This window comes from Cupriavidus sp. 10L45 (assembly GCF_056395225.1).
The window spans coordinates 188542-206554 of the sequence record NZ_JBFTJC010000005.1 but is presented as its reverse complement, the minus strand read 5'-3'; the positions used below and the strand labels follow the sequence as shown (position 1 = coordinate 206554).

The following is an 18013-nucleotide window of genomic DNA, read 5'->3' as shown; positions in this document are numbered from 1 at the left end:
TCTCCCTACCCGCGCGCCGGCAGGTAGGTGGCTGGATTCACCGGCTTGCCGTTGCCGCGCAACTCGAAGTGCAGCTCGGCCGCGCCGGCCATGCTGCCGATTTCCTGCCCCGTGGTGATGCGGGCGCCTTCCTTGACCAGCGGTTTGTCGAGGTTGCCGTACACGGTCAGCCAGTCGTCGCTGTGCTTCACGATCACCAGCATGCCGTAGCCGCGCAGGGTGCCGACGTGGATGGCCCAGCCGCTGGCGGCAGCGCGGACCTTGCCGTTGGCCGGCACCTCGATCCGCAGGCCCTTCTCGGCCGGCAGGGCGAAGCGGCCCGTCACGCGGCCGTCGGCCGGCCATTGCAGCTTGATGGCGTTGGCCGGCGGGCGCGATGGCGCGGTATCGGCCTGTTTGGCCGAATTTTCAGATTTTTCCGATGATTTGGACGGTGCCGATGCCGACGCTGCCGCCGCCGCGGCTGGCGGCCGCACCCGGATCAGTTGCCCGACCTCGATCTGGTTGGTGTCCGTCAGGTCGTTCCAGCGGGCCAGTTCGGCCACGGAGCGCCGGTTGCGCCGGGCGATCGAGTACATGGTGTCGCCGCGTTCCACGCGGTAGAAGCCGTCCGGCGCCGGTTCTGTCGGGGTCGTGCCACAGGCGGCGAGCAGCGTGGCCGTGAGCGTGGCCATCGTTGCCGCGCCAAGGCGGCCCAGCGCGCGGCGGCGGGCCGCAGACACGTCTGGTCTGGCGAAGTTGCTTGCTGTCATGCGTCCGAATTCACTCCTGTTATTTACCGATATTGTCGCCGAAGTGTTGCCAAGTGGCGCCGCGATCCCCTGGTAGACCGTTCGCATCGCGAACGGTTCGCCACACGCGACGATCCCTCCCGGGATTTACGGCGCCAATCCGCTATAATTCAAGGTTTTGGAAGCGCAGGAACATCATGGAAGCAGAACGCCTCAACGCCATCTCCGGTGCCATCTCCGATCTCCGTTCCCGGACGGAAGATCTACGGGGGTATCTTTGACTACGATGTCAAAGTAGGACGCCTGGACGAAGTCAACGGCGAGCTGGAAGACCCCGAGGTCTGGAACAACCCCAAGCGGGCCCAGGACCTGGGTAAGGAAAAGAAAGCGCTCGAGGCCGTGGTACAGGTCCTCGGCAAGCTGACGGACGACCTGACTGGCGCCGACGAGCTGTTCGAGCTCGCGCGCGAGGAAGGCGACGATGAAACGCTCGAATCCATCGAAACCGACGTCAAGGGCTTCGAGGAGATCGTGGCCGGCATGGAATTCCGCCGCATGTTCTCGGGCGAGATGGACCAGGCCAACGCCTTCATCGACATCCAGGCCGGCGCCGGCGGCACGGAAGCGTGCGACTGGGCGTCGATGCTGCTGCGCCAGTACCTGAAGTACTGCGAGCGCAAGGGCTTCAAGGCCGAGGTGCTCGAAGAGTCCGAGGGCGACGTGGCCGGCATCAAGAGCGCCACCATCAAGATCGAGGGCGACTACGCGTTCGGCTACCTGCGTACCGAGACCGGCGTGCACCGCCTGGTGCGCAAGTCGCCGTTCGATTCGTCGGGCGGCCGCCATACGTCGTTCTCGTCGGTGTTCGTTTACCCCGAGGTGGACGATTCGTTCGAGGTGGAAGTCAATCCGGCCGACCTGCGCGTGGATACCTACCGCGCATCGGGCGCGGGCGGGCAGCACATCAACAAGACCGATTCGGCGGTGCGGATTACCCACATCCCCACCGGCATCGTCGTGCAGTGCCAGAACGACCGTTCGCAGCACCGTAACCGTGCCGAGGCCATGTCGATGCTGAAGTCGCGCCTGTACGAGCATGAGATGCGCAAGCGTCAGGCCGAGGCCGACAAGCTCGAAGCCGGCAAGACCGATGTGGGCTGGGGCCACCAGATCCGCTCGTATGTGCTGGACCAGAGCCGGATCAAGGACCTGCGCACCAATGTGGAAATGTCCAACACCCAGAAGGTGCTGGACGGCGACCTCGATCCGTTCATCGAGGCCAGCCTGAAACAGGGCCTGTAAGCAGACCGGCGCGCCGCCCCCGGGGTGGCGCGCCGGTTTCCGCCGGCCAACTTCGACGCATTCCGCTTCAACTTCGAACCACCAAGACCACCAGGACATCCGGGGCACCATGAGCGCAGGTATCCATCTCTATATCGTCACGGGCGCATCGCGCGGCCTGGGCGCGGCACTGACCCGCGCGTTGCTGAAACCGGGCAACCGGGTGATCTGCGTGGCGCGCAGCCGCAGCCCCGAACTGGAGGCGGATATCGCCGCCAGCGGCGTGCCGGTGGCCTGGCACCTGCAGGACCTGTCCCAGCCCAGCGCGGCCGCCGGCTGGCTGGGCAGCGTGCTTGATGCCGTGGACGATGCCCCGGCCAGCGTGACGCTGATCCTCAATGCCGGTGTGGTAGAGCCGATTGGCCCGATCACGGCGCTGCACGAGACCACGCTCATCCCCCATCTGCTGACCAACCTGGCCACGCCGATGACCATGACAGGCGCGTTCATCGAGCACACTGCCCGCTTTGACTGCGCGCGCAAGGTGCTGGCGATCTCGTCGGGCGCCGCGCGCAACCCGGTGCCGGGCTGGAGCGCCTATTGCGCCGGCAAGGCCGCGCTCGACATGTTCATCCGCTCGGTTAACGCCGAGTACGCGAGCGTGCCGGAGCCGCGCGCGGTGCGCGCCGTGGCGCTGGCGCCGGGCGTGGTCGATACCGACATGCAGGAAACCATCCGCGGTGCGGACTTCGCGGCCGTGCAGCGCTTCCGCGATCTCAAGGCCAACGACCAGCTCGCCTCGCCCGAAGACACGGCGCGGCGCATCGTGGCTTACCTGGAGCGTCCCGACTTCGGCAAGACCGAACTCGACGACATCCGCAATTACTGAACCGAACTGAACCGAACCGCGCCGGCGCCAAGCCGGAGCGATCCACCGACACATCATGACCGAACCGACCCGCGCCCCAGCCGCCGATACGCCTGCCGCCGACGAGAACAAGATCATCGCGGAGCGGCGCGAGAAACTGCAGGCCCTGCGCCAGCAAGGCGTGGCCTTCCCCAACGACTTCCGCCCGACGCATCAGGCCGCCGCGCTCCACGCCGAGCACGGCGAGACCGACCAGGCCACGCTGGAAGCGCAGCCCGTGGAAGTGGCCATCGCCGGCCGGATGATGCTCAAGCGCGTGATGGGCAAGGCCAGCTTTGCGACCGTGCAGGACGGCAGCGGCCAGATCCAGTTCTACGTCACGCGTGACAAGGTGGGCGAAGACGTCTACGCCGCGTTCAAGCACTGGGACCTGGGCGACATCATCAGCGCGCGCGGCGAGCTGTTCCGCACCAACAAGGGTGAGCTGTCGGTGCAGGTGCGCGAACTACGCCTGCTGTCGAAGTCGCTGCGCCCGCTGCCGGACAAGTTCCACGGCCTGGCCGACCAGGAGACCAAGTACCGCCAGCGCTATGTGGACCTGATCGTCTCGCCCGAGACACGCGCCACGTTCCGGGCTCGTACAAACGCCATTTCGTCGCTGCGCCGCCATATGGCCGACGCCGGCTTCATGGAAGTGGAAACGCCGATGCTGCACCCGATTCCGGGCGGTGCGGCGGCCAAGCCTTTCATTACGCACCACAACGCGCTGGACATGCAGATGTTCCTGCGCATCGCGCCCGAGCTGTATCTGAAGCGCCTGGTCGTCGGCGGCTTCGAGCGCGTGTTCGAGATCAATCGTAATTTCCGTAACGAAGGGGTGAGCCCGCGCCACAACCCCGAGTTCACGATGATGGAGTTCTACGCGGCCTACACGGACTACCGCTGGCTGATGGACTTCACCGAGAACCTGATCCGCCAGGCGGCCATCGATGCGCGCGGCAGCGCCACGGTGACCTACCAGGGCCGCGAGTTGGATCTCGCCAAGCCGTTCCATCGCCTGACGATCTGCCAGGCGATCCAGAAGTTCGCGCCCGAGTACACCGACGCGCAACTGACCGATGCCGATTTCCTGCGCACCGAACTGAAGAAATTTGGCGTGAATACGAGCGCGCCGCAGTTCCTGAACGCCGGCCTCGGCACGCTGCAGCTGGTGCTGTTTGAGGAAACGGCCGAGAGCCAACTGTGGGAGCCGACCTTTATCGTCGATTACCCCGTCGAAGTGTCGCCGCTGGCGCGCGCCTCGGACACGTTGCCGGGCATCACCGAGCGTTTCGAGCTGTTCATCACGGGCCGCGAGATCGCTAACGGCTTCTCGGAATTGAACGATGCCGAGGATCAGGCTGACCGCTTCCGCAAGCAGGTGGAGCAGAAGGACGCCGGCGACGAGGAAGCGATGTACTTCGACGCCGACTACATCCGCGCGCTCGAGTACGGCATGCCTCCGACGGGTGGCTGCGGCATCGGCATCGACCGTCTGGTGATGCTGCTGACCGACAGCCCGAACATCCGCGACGTCATCCTGTTCCCGCACCTGCGCCGCGAGGACTGAACCGCAGGTACGCACCCAGACAACCCACCGCATGCGTGGCAGGTGGCAGACCACTGACAAACCCCACACTTTTTCGAGTGTGGGGTTTTTCTTTGTGGCGACCGAAATGCGAACGTCTCTGTACCCGCGGTTTAAGGAATCAGCGATTGTTTCCCTGTGTTCGCTCCTGCTAGGTTGATGGCCGCCCCCAGTTGATAAGGGCGACCTAACCAGGAGCGAGGATGCTATTTATTACGAAGCAAGGGCATGTCGACGCGGAGCGAGTGAGGGTGAAGATTTTCCCGAAGATCGAGCGCGGACCGATGGATACCGTAAATGGGATCGTTGTACACCAGACAAGCGCCCCGGAGTCGTCCCATACATTTAACAGCTATGGCGATGTTGCGGCCAATGGCGCTCACTTCTTGATAGACAAGGACGGCATCATCTATCAAACCGCATCCTTGCGGAGAGTGACGAATCACGTCGGACGACTCCGGTCGCGCTGCATTTTGACCAAACAGTGCTCTCCCATCGAGCTAGACAAGATATCCAAGCTCGGAACTGGTGCGCTACATCGACACGAAGTAAAGAAAAAATGGCCCAACCGATTTCCATCCAATCATGACTCGATAGGCATAGAGCTGGTAGGCATGGCCATCGGACCCAAGAACAAGGAAGTTTACGAGGATGTAACTGCCGCTCAAAACTCTTCATTGGACTGGCTGATCTCAGAGCTCATGGACACCTTTGCGGTGGCGGCGCGGGAAGTCTATCGGCACCCCGATATTTCCTACAAGAACCTGACCGAAGCGAGGACCGCAAAATGGTGAGATCAAGAACTCTTCCCCTCTTGAGATCCGCTGCCTTTGTTTTGCTGTGCATGACGGCCGCGCTTTGCTCAGCCAGAGATGTCAGAAAAGTGGTGATTGAAGAAGTCGGCCAATCGCTACCAGATGGAGATCCGCGGACAGCCGAGCTATGCAAGAGATTCCGGCCAACGGTGACGCAGGTAAAGAACTTCTTTTCCAAGATATACCCTGTCCAGGCGCGCATGGTGCTCCACGACTACTACTCCCCATGTTATGCCACGGGCACCGTCGTGTTCGGGGACAGCAGTACCGGGGCGTGGAGCCTATATTCCGGCGGGACGGCAACACTGGTATGGACGCACGGAGGCGATAAGGTCTACGTCTACTATGGAAAGAACAAATGGTACGACCCCTTCGCATGTACTTACGGGCTTGAGGATGAGGGAAAATGTTAGAGGGAGCGCCCGCTTCCATGAGCCAATTTGTTACTGGAGCGCCTGTAGGACGCACTCCGATAGCGCGACAAACCCATGATTGACAAGGGTTTTCCGCGCTACGAATGCTTACAAAATCGAACGGCAATCGGGGCGCGATTCGGCCACACTTGGGGTATCGACCGGCAAGTCCGGTCACCCGGAGAACAACAAATGCAGCACCCCACTCCCGCTACCGCCCATCCGTCGAATTCGCCCACCCCGCCGCTGCCGCCCCAGCGCCGCCTGCACCCGCTGGTCGGCGCCGCGGCAGTCGCCGTAGTGGTGGCCAGCCTGACCGCGGTGGCGGCCGTGACCGGCGTGTTGCCGCTCACGAAGGCGAACCAGGGGCCAGCCGACTACCCGGCCCCGGTCGCCACCCAGTCCATTACCCCCCCGCCGGGTTCGACCACCCGCCCGCCGGCTTATGACGCCCAACAGGCTCAACAGGCCCAGCAATCCCAACAATCCCAGCAGGCGCGTAACGAGCCGCCCCCGCAGCAGGCTCAGGCCGAGGAGCGTCCCGCCACCCGGCCCAGCCATACGGCTGGCCGCGTCACGGCCGTGAGCGTCGTGGAATCGGAGAAGCCCACCAGCGGCGTGGGCGCGGTCGGCGGCGCCGTGGTGGGCGGCCTGCTCGGCAACCAGATCGGCAGCGGCAACGGCCGGATTCTCGGCACAGTAGCCGGTGCGGCGGCGGGCGGTTACGCCGGCAACGTGGTCGAGAAGCACGTGAACAAGGACAAGGCCTACCGCGTCAGCGTGCAGATGGACGATGGCACGCGCCGTACCTTCACCTACAAGAACCCGCCGGGGGTCGATGTGGGCCAGCGTGTCCACATGGAACGTGGCGTGCTGGTAACGGGGTAAGCGGGGGTAAGCGCTTCCCCTGGGAAAGCGAAACGGCCGCGCTGGTGGATGCCAGCGCGGCCGTTTTTCATCGATCTACGATAGGTGCAGCCTTACGCCGCTTCCTCGATCCACGCAGCCTGGATCGCCTCGAGAATCTTCTCACCCGAGCGCTCGGGCAGGTCGTCGAAGCCGTCCAGTTCAAGGACCCACTGGCGCAGTTGCGTGAAGCGGACCGTCACTGGGTCCACCTCGGGGTACTTGTCGTAGAGCGCCGCGGCGATGTCGAAGGTGTCAGTCCATTTCATCTCAGTGGCCTTCCTTGGCGTGGTTGATCGTGTATTTTGGAATTTCTACGGTCAGATCCGCGTCCGCCACCAGCGCCTGGCAAGACAGGCGCGAGTTCGGCTCCAGGCCCCAGGCCTTGTCGAGCAGGTCTTCTTCCTTTTCCTCGGCGTCTTCCAGCGAATTGAAGCCTTCGCGCACTACCACGTGGCACGTGGTGCAGGCGCAAGACTTCTCGCAGGCGTGCTCGATGTTGATGCCCTGGCTCAGCAGCGCGTCGCAAATGCTGGTGCCCTGGGGTGCCTCGAACACGGCCCCCTCGGGGCACAGTTCCACGTGAGGCAATACGATGATTTGTGCCATGTCTGTCCTGGTATGACTATTCTCAATTCGGTGCGGCTCAGCCGAGCTCCTGCACCTTGCGCCCCGCCAGCGCGCTCTTGATCGAGCGGTCCATGCGGCGTGCGGCAAATTCGTCCGTGCCATGCGACAACCGCTCCACGGCGGTCTTGATCGCGTGGTGGTCGTCGCCTGTTGCAATCTGTCGCACATTGGCCATCAGCACTTCCACGCTCGCGCGCTCCTCGGCGGTCAGCAGGTCGCCGTCCACCTCGAGCGCGCGCGTGGTGGCTTCCACCAGCCGTTCGGCTTCCACGCGCTCCTCGGCCAGCGCGCGGGTCTTCATGTCGTGCTCGGCCTCGCGGAAGCTGTCCTGCAGCATGCGCGCGATGTCGTCGTCAGCCAGGCCGTAGGACGGCTTGACCGAGACTGACGCCTCCACGCCCGAGTGCATCTCGCGCGCGGCCACCGACAGCAGGCCGTCGGCATCCACCTGATAGGTCACGCGGATCCGCGCGGCACCGGCCACCATCGGCGGAATGCCGCGCAGCTCGAAGCGCGCCAGCGAGCGGCAATCGCTCGCCAGTTCGCGCTCGCCCTGAAGCACGTGGATCGCGATCGCGGTCTGGCCGTCCTTGAACGTCGTGAATTCCTGGGCGCGTGCCACGGGAATCGTGCTGTTGCGCGGGATGATCTTCTCGACCAGTCCGCCCATCGTTTCCACGCCCAGCGAGAGCGGAATCACGTCGAGCAGCAGCCAGTCCTCGCCGGGCGCGTGGTTGCCGGCCAGCAGGTTGGCCTGCATGGCGGCGCCGAGGGCCACAACCTTGTCCGGATCGAGGTTGGTCAGCGGCGTCTGGCCGAAGTAGTCGCCCACAGCCTTGCGGATCGACGGCATGCGCGTGGCACCGCCCACCAGCACGACGCCCTTCACGTCCTGCGTCTCGACGCCGGCATCGCGCAGCGCCTTGCGCGCCGGCGCCAGCGTTTTCTGCACCAGATGCTTCGTAATATCGTTGAAAACCGAGGCGGACAGCGGCAGGTGAACGATCTCGCCACTGGCCAGCACCGCGTCGATCACCGTGCTGTCGCTCTCGGACAAGGCTTCCTTGGCGGCACGGGCGCGCACCATCAGCAGCCGGGTGTCTTCGGCGGACAGCGGCTGCAGGCCGGCCTGTTCCACGATCCAGCACAGCAGGCGCTGATCGAAATCGTCACCACCAAGCGCGGAGTCACCGCCGGTGGACATCACTTCGAACACGCCCTTGGTCAGCTTGAGCACGGAGATGTCGAAGGTGCCGCCGCCGAGATCGTAAACCGCGTAAATCCCTTCGGCCGCGTTGTCGAGGCCGTAGGCAATGGCCGCCGCGGTCGGCTCGTTGAGCAGGCGCAGCACCTCCAGGCCGGCCAGTTGGGCCGCGTCCTTGGTGGCCTGGCGCTGGGCGTCATCGAAATAGGCCGGCACCGTGATCACGGCGCCGACGAGATCGTCGCCAAGGGAATCCTCGGCGCGCTGACGCAGCGTCGCCAGGATCTCGGCCGACACCTCCACCGGGCTCTTCACCCCGGCGGCAGTCTTGATCTGCACCATGCCCGGCGCATCGACGAAGTCGTACGGGCTGTGCTCGATATTGGCCACGTCGCGCAGGCCACGGCCCATGAAACGCTTGACGGAGACGATGGTGTTCTTGGGATCGCGCACGGCTTCGTCCTGCGCGCGATAGCCGATGTGGGCCGTACGGTCCGGCAGGTAGCGCACGACCGAGGGCAGCAGCGGACGGCCGCGCTCGTCGGACAACACTTCGGGAATGCTGTTGCGCACGGCAGCCACCAGCGAGTTGGTGGTGCCAAGGTCGATACCGACTGCCAGGCGCCGCTGGTGCGGGGCCGGCGACATGCCGGGTTCGGAAATCTGGAGCAGTGCCATGATGATTCTTCGCGTGTTCTTGTGGGGCGATGTCCGGACTTCGCCGGGGAGGACCGTGCCGGGAGACTGGCGATTCGCCTAGTTTTCCAGCCGGTCGATCGCCTCGCTGGCGTCGTGTTCGATCTTCTCGATAAACATCAATTGCCGCGCCGCAGCGCCGGCTGCCTCATTGCTGCCGGCATCGAGCAGCGCGCCGAGCGCCTCCAGGCGCTCGCGCCGTTCCTGGCGCAGGTCGCGCAGCAGGCCGTCGAGCCGGTCCGTTGCGCGGTCTTCCACCGCTTCCTGCAGCGCCTCGCGCCATTCCATCTGCTGCATCAGGAAGGCCGGGGCCATGGCGGTATTGTTCTCCGCCTGGATGTCCACGCCGCGCAGCGTGAGCAGGTAGATGGCGCGTTTCAGCGGCTGGCGCAGCGTGCGATAGGCTTCGTTGGCGTGCGCGGCCCATTGCATCGCCACGCGCCGCTCGGCGTCGCCGGCGTTGGCAAAGCGGTCCGGATGGGCCTGAGACTGCACGGTGCGGTAGGCTTCATCGAGTGATGCCTGATCCACATCGAAGCGCACCGGCAAGCCGAACAGCGAGAAAAAATCGTCTTTCAAAACCTTCCCCAACAAAAAGGAGCGGCCACGCCGCCCCCCTTTCGCACTTCATTGCACTTCAGCGCACTTCAGCACGTCGCCGGATATCAGACCCGGAACGACTCGCCGCAGCCGCACTCGTCCTTGACGTTCGGGTTGTTGAAGCGGAAACCCTCGTTCAACCCTTCGCGTGCGAAGTCCAGTTCAGTGCCGTCGATGTACGGCAGACTTTTCGGGTCGACGATCACCTTGAGGCCCCGCGTCTCGAAGACCTGGTCCTCGGGTAGCACTTCGTCCACGTATTCAAGCTTGTAAGCCAGGCCGGAGCAGCCGGTGGTCTTCACACCCACGCGCAGGCCCACGCCCTTGCCGCGGCGTTCCAGGTAGCGGGCGACGTGCTTCGCCGCCTTTTCGGTCATTGTGATCATCGTTGCCTTGCTGTCAGACACCGCGTCCGGCCAATGCGCCGGGCGCGGCAGTTTCCAACGAAAAAGCCAGTCCGCCGATCAGGCAGCCTGCTGCGCGGCGGGAACGCCGTGCTTCTTCTTGTAGTCGTCGACCGCCGCCTTGATGGCGTCCTCGGCCAGGATCGAGCAGTGGATCTTCACCGGCGGCAGCGCCAGTTCCTCGGCGATGTGCGTGTTCTTGATCTCAAGGGCCTGGTCGACGGTCTTGCCCTTGACCCATTCGGTCACCAGCGACGACGACGCGATGGCCGAGCCGCAACCGTAGGTCTTGAACTTGGCGTCTTCGATCACGCCCGCCTCATTCACCTTGATCTGCAGCTTCATCACGTCGCCGCAGGCCGGAGCGCCGACCATGCCGGTGCCCACCGCGTCGTCGTTCTTGTCGAACGAACCGACGTTGCGCGGATTTTCATAGTGGTCGAGAACCTTGTTGCTGTAAGACATTTTGGCTACCTCTGACGAATCTTGAATGGGGGTCGTTATTGTTTTGGGCGCTGCTCAGTGGGCGGCCCAMTGGATCGAGTTCAGGTCGACACCGTCCTTGAACATTTCCCACAGCGGCGACAGGTCGCGCAGCTTGCCGATCTTGTTCTTCAGCAGTTCGATCGTGTAGTCGATCTCCTGCTCGGTGGTGAAGCGGCCCACCGTGAAACGGATGGAGCTGTGCGCCAGTTCGTCGTTGCGGCCCAGGGCGCGCAGTACGTACGACGGCTCCAGCGAGGCCGACGTGCAGGCCGAGCCCGACGACACGGCCACGTCCTTGATCGCCATGATCAGGGACTCGCCTTCCACGAAGTTGAAGCTCACGTTCAGGTTGTGCGGCACGCGGTGTTCCAGCGAGCCGTTCAGGTACACCTCTTCCATGCCCGACAGGCCGCGCCACAGGCGGTCACGCAGCATGCGGATCCGTTCGTTCTCGGTGGCCATTTCCTCGCGGGCCAGGCGGAACGCTTCGCCCATGCCGACGATCTGGTGCGTGGCCAGCGTGCCCGAACGCATGCCGCGCTCGTGACCACCGCCGTGCATTTGCGCCTCAATCCGCACACGCGGCTTGCGACGTACATACAGCGCGCCCACGCCCTTCGGGCCGTAGGTCTTGTGGGCCGAGAACGACATCAGGTCGCACTTCAGCGTGTTCAGGTCGATGGTGACCTTGCCGGTGGCCTGGGCCGCATCGCAATGGAAGATGATGCCCTTGGCGCGGCAAATTTCGCCGATCTGCGCCACGTCCTGGATCACGCCGATCTCGTTGTTCACCAGCATCACCGACACCAGGATCGTATCCGGGCGAATCGCCTGCTGGAACACGTCCATGTCGATCAGGCCGTCGTCCTTGACGTCGAGGTAGGTCACCTCGAAGCCCTGGCGTTCGAGCTCGCGGGTGGTGTCCAGCACCGCCTTGTGCTCGGTCTTCACCGTAATCAGATGCTTGCCCTTGCCCGAGTAGAAGTTCGCGGCACCCTTGATGGCCAGGTTGTTCGACTCGGTTGCGCCCGACGTCCACACGATCTCGCGGGGATCGGCGCCCACCAGCGCGGCCACCTGCTCACGCGCTTCTTCGACCGCGCGCTCGGCTTCCCAGCCATAGGCGTGGCTACGCGAGGCCGGATTGCCGAACTGCTCGCGCAGGTACGGAATCATCTTGTCGGCTACGCGCGGGTCCACCGGCGTCGTGGCCGAATAATCCATGTAGATGGGGAAATGTGGGGTGCTCATCGTTATGACTGCCTTATAGGGACCGCTAATCGCTTACTGTCTACCGATAGTTTAAACAAACTATCTGAAATCTGCTCAGGACTGCGCGAGGCTGAACACCGAGTTCACCACGCGGGGGCGCGCCGGCTTTTCCTGCTTCTCGGCCTTGCTGCGCGTCACCGGCACGGGCTGCGCGGCGTCTTCGCGCATGTCGTGCAGCACCGCCGGCTGGCGGGCGCGCTGTTGGTCAACGAGGTTCTTCAGGGAGACGGAGTCGAGGTACTCGACCATCTTCTGGTTCAGCGTGGCCCACAGCTCGTGGGTCATGCATCGCCCGGATCCATCATCTCCGTTACAATTGCCCTTCCCGCCGCACTGCGTGGCATCCAGTGGCTCGTCCACGGCGATGATGATGTCCGCCACGGTGACGTCCTCGGCCTTGCGGGCGAGGCTGTAGCCACCCCCCGGACCGCGCACGCTTTCCACGATCTCGTGCCGGCGCAGCTTGCCAAACAGCTGCTCCAGGTAGGACAGAGAGATTTTCTGGCGCTGGCTGATGCCAGCGAGCGTGACGGGCCCCTGATCCTGGCGCATGGCCAAGTCGATCATGGCGGTTACCGCAAAACGGCCTTTGGTGGTCAGTCTCATGATGCTCGGGGAGAAGGAAATACTTGATCGTTTCGCTCAAGTATAAATTTATCCGACCAAATCAGTCAAGTACCCCTGCTGCAGTGCACGGTATCCGGCACGACGCTTTTCAGGCCGCATCGCCCGGCGCGGGCGCCGCCACGGGCACCGCGCGCGGCGGAATCAGCAGCGACATCGGGTGCCGCACAATGCGCCTGCGCACCGCCGCACTGAGTTCGCGCCGATCCACGCGAGGCAGGTTGCGCGACCGCATCGCCATATAGAAGGCCAGCGCAAAGCTGACTGCCACGTTCAACACCCCCATCAGCGCGATACCGGCCACGGCCAGCCAGAGCGACGGCATGCGCAGTGCATCCATGCCGAGCACGCCGATGGCCGTGCCCACGGAACCGGTGGAAAGCGTCACATGGCGCACTTCCATATGCGGTCCAAAGAAGCTCAGGATCTCCGGCCCGAGCCCAAGCAGGAAGCCCAGCGACACATTGCCCGCGATGCCCGACAGATTGCGCTTCCAGAAATCCGCCAGCTTCATCGCCCCGCCCTGCCCCAGCACGTAGCGCAGCCGGCGGTGGTAGGCCATCACGTCGTGCACGCGGTGCAGCGCGAACCAGTTGTCCGCCCAGCCGGCGATCAGGCTCGACAGCCACAGCAGCACGCCGGTGAACGCGGCGTAGAGCGGCGTGGGGCCGAGAATCGAGAACGATTCGATCGTGGCAATGGCCTTGGCCGGCGTGATCAGGTTGGCGCCGAGCAGCCTTCCGGCCAGCCACTGCACCAGCAGTGCCACCGGGAACACCACGGCCAGGTTGCCGAAAATCGCCGCCGCGTTCGAGCGGATCATCGCGATGGTGTCGTCGACGAAGGCCTCGCGCCCCTCTGGCCGCCCTACGCCATCGAGCCGGTGCGCCAGCGCCGGGCCGGTCATCGCCGGCTGCTTGGTGGCCAGCGTGAAATGCGCGAAATGGATCGCCAGGAAGCTGCCGGCATAGTTCAGCGAGGCCAGCAGGCCCTCCAGGAACTTGTCCAGATGCAGGCCGTAGATCAGAAATTTCAGATAGACCGTGACCACCGTGACCAGCCCGCCGCCGGCCGCCGCGCGCAGCAGCTCGCCGTACTCCTTACGGTCCCGCGTGATGTAGTGCTCGCCGGTCTCGGCGGACCGCTCCACCACCTTGCGCGCCAGTTGCGCGAACGATGAGCCGGCCAGATGCGCGATGCTGCGCCGGGCCTGCGTGGAGCGGATCAGCTCGGCCATCAGGTGCGCGTGGCGGCTGTGGCGGCCTGGGTCCACCCAGGCGTTGAGCAGCAGGTCGATCCGCGCCAGGCGGACCTTCATGCGCTCGATCTGGAACACCACCTCGACGGAGACGCCGTTCTCCTCGAGATCGGCATAGACATGCTGCGCGGCGGCCAGACAGCCATCGAGCAGCGCGCGGAAATAGTTGAGCCGATGGCCGAAGACCTCGTTGTCATGGGCCAGCCCCTCTTCGCACAACGCCGCGATGGCCATGTCGAGCCGGAAAAATGGCGTGTCCTGCACGCGGCCGGGCAGACGCGAACGAATTGACTGGCTCAGGCCGGTGGCGCGCACCTGACTGGCGAGCACCTGGATGCTTGCGGCCAGCGTGTCCTCGAGCTGGATGCGATCGCCCCCGGCGCCCGATTGCAGCGCTGACGCGATGCGCTCGATCAGGTCGGCATCGAGTCCATCGACCCAATCCGCATCAGCCTCATCGGCAAAGACCAGCGCGAACAGGCCGGCCATGTCGTTGCGGTTGGGCGGCGGCGGCAGGAAGCGCGCCTGGAGCCGATCGACCATCTCGCCCCAGAAACCGGGATGGGAGGCCACGCCGGTATCGCAGAACAGCGAGGTGGGATCGTTGTCACGGACGATCGAGCGGATGGTGCGCGCGAAGCGATCCGCCCAATCGGGGTGCCGCGCCAGCACCTGGAGCAGGTAACGCAGCCGCACGTGGGCGGGATAGCTGCGCGCCGGGGCGTTGGCCTGATCGGGGTGGGTATCCGGATCGGGATCGACGGCCAGGCTGCCGTCGCGCCGGAGCCAGTAGCCCAGCTCGACGAGCCAGGCGTTGCGGTCCGCGAGCAAGGCGTCGGGATTGGCCGAGGCCAGGATGGCGTCGAGCTGCAAGCTCGCATTGCGTGACTCGCGCCACTTGCGCCATTTGCGGAACAGGGAAAAAACCATGGATATCTCTGGAGGGCCGGCAACGTGCCGGCCTGGGGCTGCGGGGCTTGGCGGGGACCTCAGCGGGTGGGCGCCAACCGTTCGCGCAGCATGGCTACCACACCGTCGCAGGCGTCTTCGACGTAGTCGAGCACGGTTTCGAAGCCATCGCCCTCGCCGTAATAGGGATCGGGCACTTCCTCGGCAGGGTGCCGGGTGGCAAAGCTCATCAGCAGCCGGAGCTTGTCCGGGCTGACTTCGGGATGCAGTGTGCGTAGCGTGGACATATTGGCGTGGTCCATCGCCAGCACAAGGTCAAAGCGCTGGAAGTCCGCCACCCCCACCTTGCGCGCCCGCAGCGCGGACAGGTCATACCCGCGCTGCAGCGCGTAGCGCTGGCTGCGGGCATCGGGCGGGCGCCCGAGGTGATAGTCGTGGGTACCGGCGGAATCCAGTTCGACCTGCTCCGCAAGACCCGCGGCGATCAACTTGGCGCGCAGCACGCCTTCCGCCGTCGGCGAACGGCAGATATTGCCCATGCAGCACATCAGGATGGCGAATTTTTTCATCGGCATGATTTTACTTTGCCGATGATGTCGGCACTATGCCAACTGCACCGCCAGCTCCCGCCCTCTCTCCCAGCCGGCCGCTTCCGCCTCTTCCGGTGTCTTGAAGTGGTCCGTCGGTGGCGCGGTTTCCACCAGCGTGCCGGCCGCGCGGATATTGGTGCCGGGGCGGCAGACGCGCACCGTGTATTCCCACTCGATCGACGAACGGGGTTTCACCTGCACCTGGATCTCGTGCGTCTCGAAAACCCTCTTTTTCCATTCACTGCTATAGGCCATGTCTTGTCTCCTGTGCTGCCGGCGACCCTTGGCCCGGGTCAGTTCACCTCGCCGGCATCGATTGTGCGCATGGCGGCAGCTTCGGCCAATGCCAGGGCCGCCTCCGGGGTGGCCGCCGCGCCGGTCTCCGATTCGAATGTCGGACCGCTGACCTCGCCGAACGCGTCGGCGATCGTCACAACGCCCGAAAACCCGCCTCCGGCATGCGGAATTGCCCGCGCCACCACCGCGTAACCACCGTATTCGAACTGTGTCACCATGGCGCGCTCCTCGTTGTTGACCGGCTCCGTCCGGCGTGGATGCCCCCGGACACCCTAGACACTATAGGATGTGATCGCCGCTCGCCCCGAACACCTGGGCGCGCAGCTTGGCCAGTTGGTCGCGAACCTGGGCCGCCTTTTCGAACTCGAGATTCTTGGCATGGTCGAGCATCTGCTTCTCCAGCCGCTTGATCTCCTTCGCGACCTGCTTCTCGCTCATGTCCTCGTATTTCGCGCGCTCGGCGGCTGCGCTCAGTTCCGCCCGGACCTCGTTCGGGTCATAGACCCCGTCGATAATGTCCTTGATCCGCTTGACCACGCCGCGCGGCGTGATGCCATGGGCCTCGTTATGCGCGATCTGCTTGATGCGGCGCCGCTCGGTCTCGTCGATCGCGCGCTTCATCGAATCCGTCATGCGGTCGGCATAGAGGATGGCGGTACCGTTGACGTTCCGGGCGGCGCGGCCGATGGTCTGGATCAGCGAGCGCTCGGCGCGCAGGAAGCCCTCCTTGTCCGCATCGAGGATGGCCACCAGCGACACCTCGGGAATATCGAGGCCCTCGCGCAGCAGGTTGATCCCCACCAGCACGTCAAACGTGCCAAGACGCAGGTCGCGGATGATCTCCACGCGTTCCACGGTATCGATGTCCGAGTGCAGATAACGTACCTTGACGCCGTTCTCGGACAGGAATTCGGTCAGCTGCTCGGCCATCCGCTTGGTCAGCGTGGTCACCAGCACGCGATCGCCGGCCTGCACGCGGATGTTGATCTCGGATAGCAGGTCGTCCACCTGGGTCGTGGCCGGGCGCACCATGATGATCGGGTCGACCAGGCCGGTCGGCCGCACCACCTGCTCCACCACCTGCCCCGCATGGTCCTTCTCGAACTGCGCCGGCGTGGCCGAGACGAACATCACCTGGCGCATCTTGCGTTCGAATTCGTCGAATTTCAGCGGCCGGTTGTCCAGCGCGGACGGCATGCGGAAGCCGTACTCGACGAGCGTGGTCTTGCGCGCGCGGTCGCCGTTGTACATGCCGTTGAGCTGGCCGATCAGCACGTGAGACTCGTCGAGGAACATCAGCGCGTCCGGCGGCAGGTAATCGACCAGCGTCGGCGGCGGCTCGCCCGGCTTGGCGCCGGAAAGGTGCCGGGAATAGTTCTCGATGCCCTTGCAGAAGCCCAGTTCCGAGAGCATTTCCAGGTCGAAGCGCGTGCGCTGCTCCAGCCGTTGCGCCTCCACGAGACGATTCTCCTTGTAGAAGAAATCGAGCCGCTCGCGCAGTTCCACCTTGATGTCCTCGATCGCCCGCAGCACGGTATCGCGCGGCGTGACGTAGTGGCTCGACGGGTAGACCGTGAAACGCGGAATCTTCTGACGCACGCGCCCGGTCAGGGGGTCGAAGTACTGGAGCGAGTCGACCTCATCGTCGAACAGCTCCACGCGCACGGCCATCTCGGCGTGCTCGGCCGGGAAGATGTCGAGCGTGTCGCCGCGCACGCGGAACGTGCCGCGCTGGAAATCGGTCTCGTTGCGCGTGTACTGCATGGCGATCAGCCGCGCGATGATGTCGCGCTGGCTCAGCTTGTCGCCGGTGCGCAACGTCAGAATCATCTTATGGTATTCGCTCGGATTGCCGATCCCGTAGATCGCGGACACGGTCGCCACGATAATCGTGTCGCGCCGCTCGAGCAGGCTCTTGGTGGCCGACAGCCGCATCTGCTCGATATGCTCGTTGATCGACGAGTCCTTCTCGATGAACAGGTCGCGCTGCGGCACATAGGCCTCAGGCTGGTAGTAGTCGTAGTAGCTGACGAAGTACTCGACCGCGTTGCGCGGGAAAAACTCGCGGAATTCCGAGTACAACTGGGCCGCAAGTGTCTTGTTCGGCGCAAAGACGATGGCCGGCCGCCCCATGCGCGCGATGACGTTGGCCATGGTGAAGGTCTTGCCGGACCCGGTCACGCCCAGCAGGGTCTGGAACGACAGGCCATCCTCGACGCCCTCCACAAGCTGGCGGATGGCCTGGGGCTGGTCCCCGGCGGGCGGGAACGGCTGGTAGAGCTGGAACGGGGAGCCCGGAAAGGTGACGAATTTGTCTTCGTCCAGGACCGGGGCGACTTCGGCGAGATTCGTCATAGGGTAGGGAAAAACCTGAGGAAAAACTGGCGGATACGCTAGAATCT

19 protein-coding genes are annotated in these 18013 nt (G+C 64.4%); 5 read left to right on the top strand and 14 right to left on the bottom strand.

The window, feature by feature from the left end:
* Nucleotides 1-5: 5 nt before the first annotated feature.
* Nucleotides 6-752, bottom strand: a complete 747-nt coding sequence (locus AC1DFU_RS11030; RefSeq protein ID WP_441592052.1) for a peptidoglycan DD-metalloendopeptidase family protein — start codon at nt 750-752, stop codon at nt 6-8.
* Between the two features lie 176 nt (nt 753-928).
* On the opposite strand from AC1DFU_RS11030, the gene prfB reads away from it, so the two are divergent.
* The 5 genes from prfB to AC1DFU_RS11005 all read left to right on the top strand — a co-directional run bounded on the left by prfB (nt 929) and on the right by AC1DFU_RS11005 (nt 6623).
* Nucleotides 929-2033, top strand: a protein-coding gene (gene prfB, locus AC1DFU_RS11025) for a peptide chain release factor 2 (RefSeq protein WP_143093866.1) whose coding sequence is annotated in 2 segments (ribosomal slippage) — nt 929-1009 and nt 1011-2033 — 1104 coding nt in all. Because the reading frame shifts where the segments join, the coding sequence is not laid out codon by codon here.
* 109 nt (nt 2034-2142) lie between these two features.
* A complete protein-coding gene (locus AC1DFU_RS11020; RefSeq protein ID WP_441592050.1) occupies nt 2143-2901 on the top strand; it encodes an SDR family oxidoreductase in 759 nt (252 codons plus the stop codon).
* Between the two features lie 55 nt (nt 2902-2956).
* Nucleotides 2957-4489, top strand: coding sequence for a lysine--tRNA ligase (gene lysS / locus AC1DFU_RS11015; RefSeq protein WP_092292589.1), 1533 nt, complete (start codon nt 2957-2959; stop codon nt 4487-4489).
* Nucleotides 4490-4710: 221 nt separating this feature from the next.
* A complete protein-coding gene (locus AC1DFU_RS11010; RefSeq protein ID WP_441592048.1) occupies nt 4711-5301 on the top strand; it encodes a peptidoglycan recognition protein family protein in 591 nt (196 codons plus the stop codon).
* A 626-nt stretch (nt 5302-5927) separates the two neighbouring features.
* Nucleotides 5928-6623 (top strand): glycine zipper 2TM domain-containing protein, encoded by a 696-nt coding sequence (locus AC1DFU_RS11005; RefSeq protein WP_441592046.1) that lies wholly within the window; start codon nt 5928-5930, stop codon nt 6621-6623.
* A 92-nt stretch (nt 6624-6715) separates the two neighbouring features.
* Here the strand turns inward: AC1DFU_RS11005 and iscX are convergent, their stop codons facing one another.
* The 13 genes from iscX to uvrB all read right to left on the bottom strand — a co-directional run bounded on the left by iscX (nt 6716) and on the right by uvrB (nt 17966).
* Nucleotides 6716-6910, bottom strand: coding sequence for a Fe-S cluster assembly protein IscX (gene iscX / locus AC1DFU_RS11000; RefSeq protein WP_092292583.1), 195 nt, complete (start codon nt 6908-6910; stop codon nt 6716-6718).
* Nucleotide 6911: 1 nt separating this feature from the next.
* Complete coding sequence (gene fdx / locus AC1DFU_RS10995) at nt 6912-7250, bottom strand: ISC system 2Fe-2S type ferredoxin (RefSeq protein WP_092292581.1); 339 nt, start codon at nt 7248-7250, stop codon at nt 6912-6914.
* A gap of 37 nt (nt 7251-7287) precedes the next feature.
* Complete coding sequence (gene hscA / locus AC1DFU_RS10990; RefSeq protein ID WP_092292579.1) at nt 7288-9153, bottom strand: Fe-S protein assembly chaperone HscA; 1866 nt, start codon at nt 9151-9153, stop codon at nt 7288-7290.
* 78 nt (nt 9154-9231) lie between these two features.
* Complete coding sequence (gene hscB, locus AC1DFU_RS10985) at nt 9232-9750, bottom strand: Fe-S protein assembly co-chaperone HscB (RefSeq protein WP_092292577.1); 519 nt, start codon at nt 9748-9750, stop codon at nt 9232-9234.
* 86 nt (nt 9751-9836) lie between these two features.
* The gene (gene iscA / locus AC1DFU_RS10980) at nt 9837-10157 is read right to left on the bottom strand and encodes an iron-sulfur cluster assembly protein IscA (RefSeq protein ID WP_092292575.1); all 321 of its coding nucleotides are present in this window, start codon (nt 10155-10157) and stop codon (nt 9837-9839) included.
* 78 nt (nt 10158-10235) lie between these two features.
* Complete coding sequence (iscU, locus tag AC1DFU_RS10975) at nt 10236-10640, bottom strand: Fe-S cluster assembly scaffold IscU (protein ID WP_092292573.1); 405 nt, start codon at nt 10638-10640, stop codon at nt 10236-10238.
* 54 nt (nt 10641-10694) lie between these two features.
* Nucleotides 10695-11918 (bottom strand): IscS subfamily cysteine desulfurase, encoded by a 1224-nt coding sequence (locus AC1DFU_RS10970; RefSeq protein ID WP_477159860.1) that lies wholly within the window; start codon nt 11916-11918, stop codon nt 10695-10697.
* Between the two features lie 69 nt (nt 11919-11987).
* The gene (gene iscR, locus AC1DFU_RS10965; RefSeq protein WP_144196102.1) at nt 11988-12539 is read right to left on the bottom strand and encodes a Fe-S cluster assembly transcriptional regulator IscR; all 552 of its coding nucleotides are present in this window, start codon (nt 12537-12539) and stop codon (nt 11988-11990) included.
* 109 nt (nt 12540-12648) lie between these two features.
* Entirely contained in the window at nt 12649-14745 is a 2097-nt protein-coding gene (locus AC1DFU_RS10960; protein WP_441592043.1) for a site-specific recombinase, read from the bottom strand.
* A gap of 59 nt (nt 14746-14804) precedes the next feature.
* Nucleotides 14805-15293: a low molecular weight protein-tyrosine-phosphatase gene (locus tag AC1DFU_RS10955; RefSeq protein ID WP_092293287.1), complete on the bottom strand. Its 489-nt coding sequence runs from the start codon at nt 15291-15293 to the stop codon at nt 14805-14807.
* Nucleotides 15294-15326: 33 nt separating this feature from the next.
* Nucleotides 15327-15569 carry a hypothetical protein gene (locus tag AC1DFU_RS10950; RefSeq protein WP_092292567.1) on the bottom strand — a complete coding sequence of 81 codons (243 nt, stop codon included), beginning with the start codon at nt 15567-15569 and terminating at the stop codon, nt 15327-15329.
* 38 nt (nt 15570-15607) lie between these two features.
* Nucleotides 15608-15829 (bottom strand): hypothetical protein, encoded by a 222-nt coding sequence (locus AC1DFU_RS10945; protein WP_092292565.1) that lies wholly within the window; start codon nt 15827-15829, stop codon nt 15608-15610.
* Nucleotides 15830-15890: 61 nt separating this feature from the next.
* Nucleotides 15891-17966, bottom strand: coding sequence for an excinuclease ABC subunit UvrB (gene uvrB / locus AC1DFU_RS10940; RefSeq protein ID WP_092292563.1), 2076 nt, complete (start codon nt 17964-17966; stop codon nt 15891-15893).
* Between the last annotated feature and the right edge of the window lie 47 nt (nt 17967-18013).

Excerpts from the sequence above, each read along its gene's own strand:
- AC1DFU_RS11030 (WP_441592052.1), bottom strand. The coding sequence starts at position 752 with ATGACAGCAAGCAACTTCGCCAGACCAGACGTGTCTGCGGCCCGCCGC.
- uvrB (WP_092292563.1), bottom strand. The coding sequence starts at position 17,966 with ATGACGAATCTCGCCGAAGTCGCCCCGGTCCTGGACGAAGACAAATTC.
- AC1DFU_RS11005 (WP_441592046.1), top strand. The coding sequence starts at position 5,928 with ATGCAGCACCCCACTCCCGCTACCGCCCATCCGTCGAATTCGCCCACC.
- iscR (WP_144196102.1), bottom strand. The coding sequence starts at position 12,539 with ATGAGACTGACCACCAAAGGCCGTTTTGCGGTAACCGCCATGATCGAC.
- iscU (WP_092292573.1), bottom strand. The coding sequence starts at position 10,640 with ATGTCTTACAGCAACAAGGTTCTCGACCACTATGAAAATCCGCGCAAC.
- AC1DFU_RS10960 (WP_441592043.1), bottom strand. The coding sequence starts at position 14,745 with ATGGTTTTTTCCCTGTTCCGCAAATGGCGCAAGTGGCGCGAGTCACGC.
- lysS (WP_092292589.1), top strand. The coding sequence starts at position 2,957 with ATGACCGAACCGACCCGCGCCCCAGCCGCCGATACGCCTGCCGCCGAC.
- hscA (WP_092292579.1), bottom strand. The coding sequence starts at position 9,153 with ATGGCACTGCTCCAGATTTCCGAACCCGGCATGTCGCCGGCCCCGCAC.
- AC1DFU_RS10955 (WP_092293287.1), bottom strand. The coding sequence starts at position 15,293 with ATGAAAAAATTCGCCATCCTGATGTGCTGCATGGGCAATATCTGCCGT.
- iscA (WP_092292575.1), bottom strand. The coding sequence starts at position 10,157 with ATGATCACAATGACCGAAAAGGCGGCGAAGCACGTCGCCCGCTACCTG.
- AC1DFU_RS10945 (WP_092292565.1), bottom strand. The coding sequence starts at position 15,829 with ATGGTGACACAGTTCGAATACGGTGGTTACGCGGTGGTGGCGCGGGCA.
- AC1DFU_RS10950 (WP_092292567.1), bottom strand. The coding sequence starts at position 15,569 with ATGGCCTATAGCAGTGAATGGAAAAAGAGGGTTTTCGAGACGCACGAG.
- iscX (WP_092292583.1), bottom strand. The coding sequence starts at position 6,910 with ATGAAATGGACTGACACCTTCGACATCGCCGCGGCGCTCTACGACAAG.
- AC1DFU_RS11020 (WP_441592050.1), top strand. The coding sequence starts at position 2,143 with ATGAGCGCAGGTATCCATCTCTATATCGTCACGGGCGCATCGCGCGGC.
- fdx (WP_092292581.1), bottom strand. The coding sequence starts at position 7,250 with ATGGCACAAATCATCGTATTGCCTCACGTGGAACTGTGCCCCGAGGGG.
- AC1DFU_RS11010 (WP_441592048.1), top strand. The coding sequence starts at position 4,711 with ATGCTATTTATTACGAAGCAAGGGCATGTCGACGCGGAGCGAGTGAGG.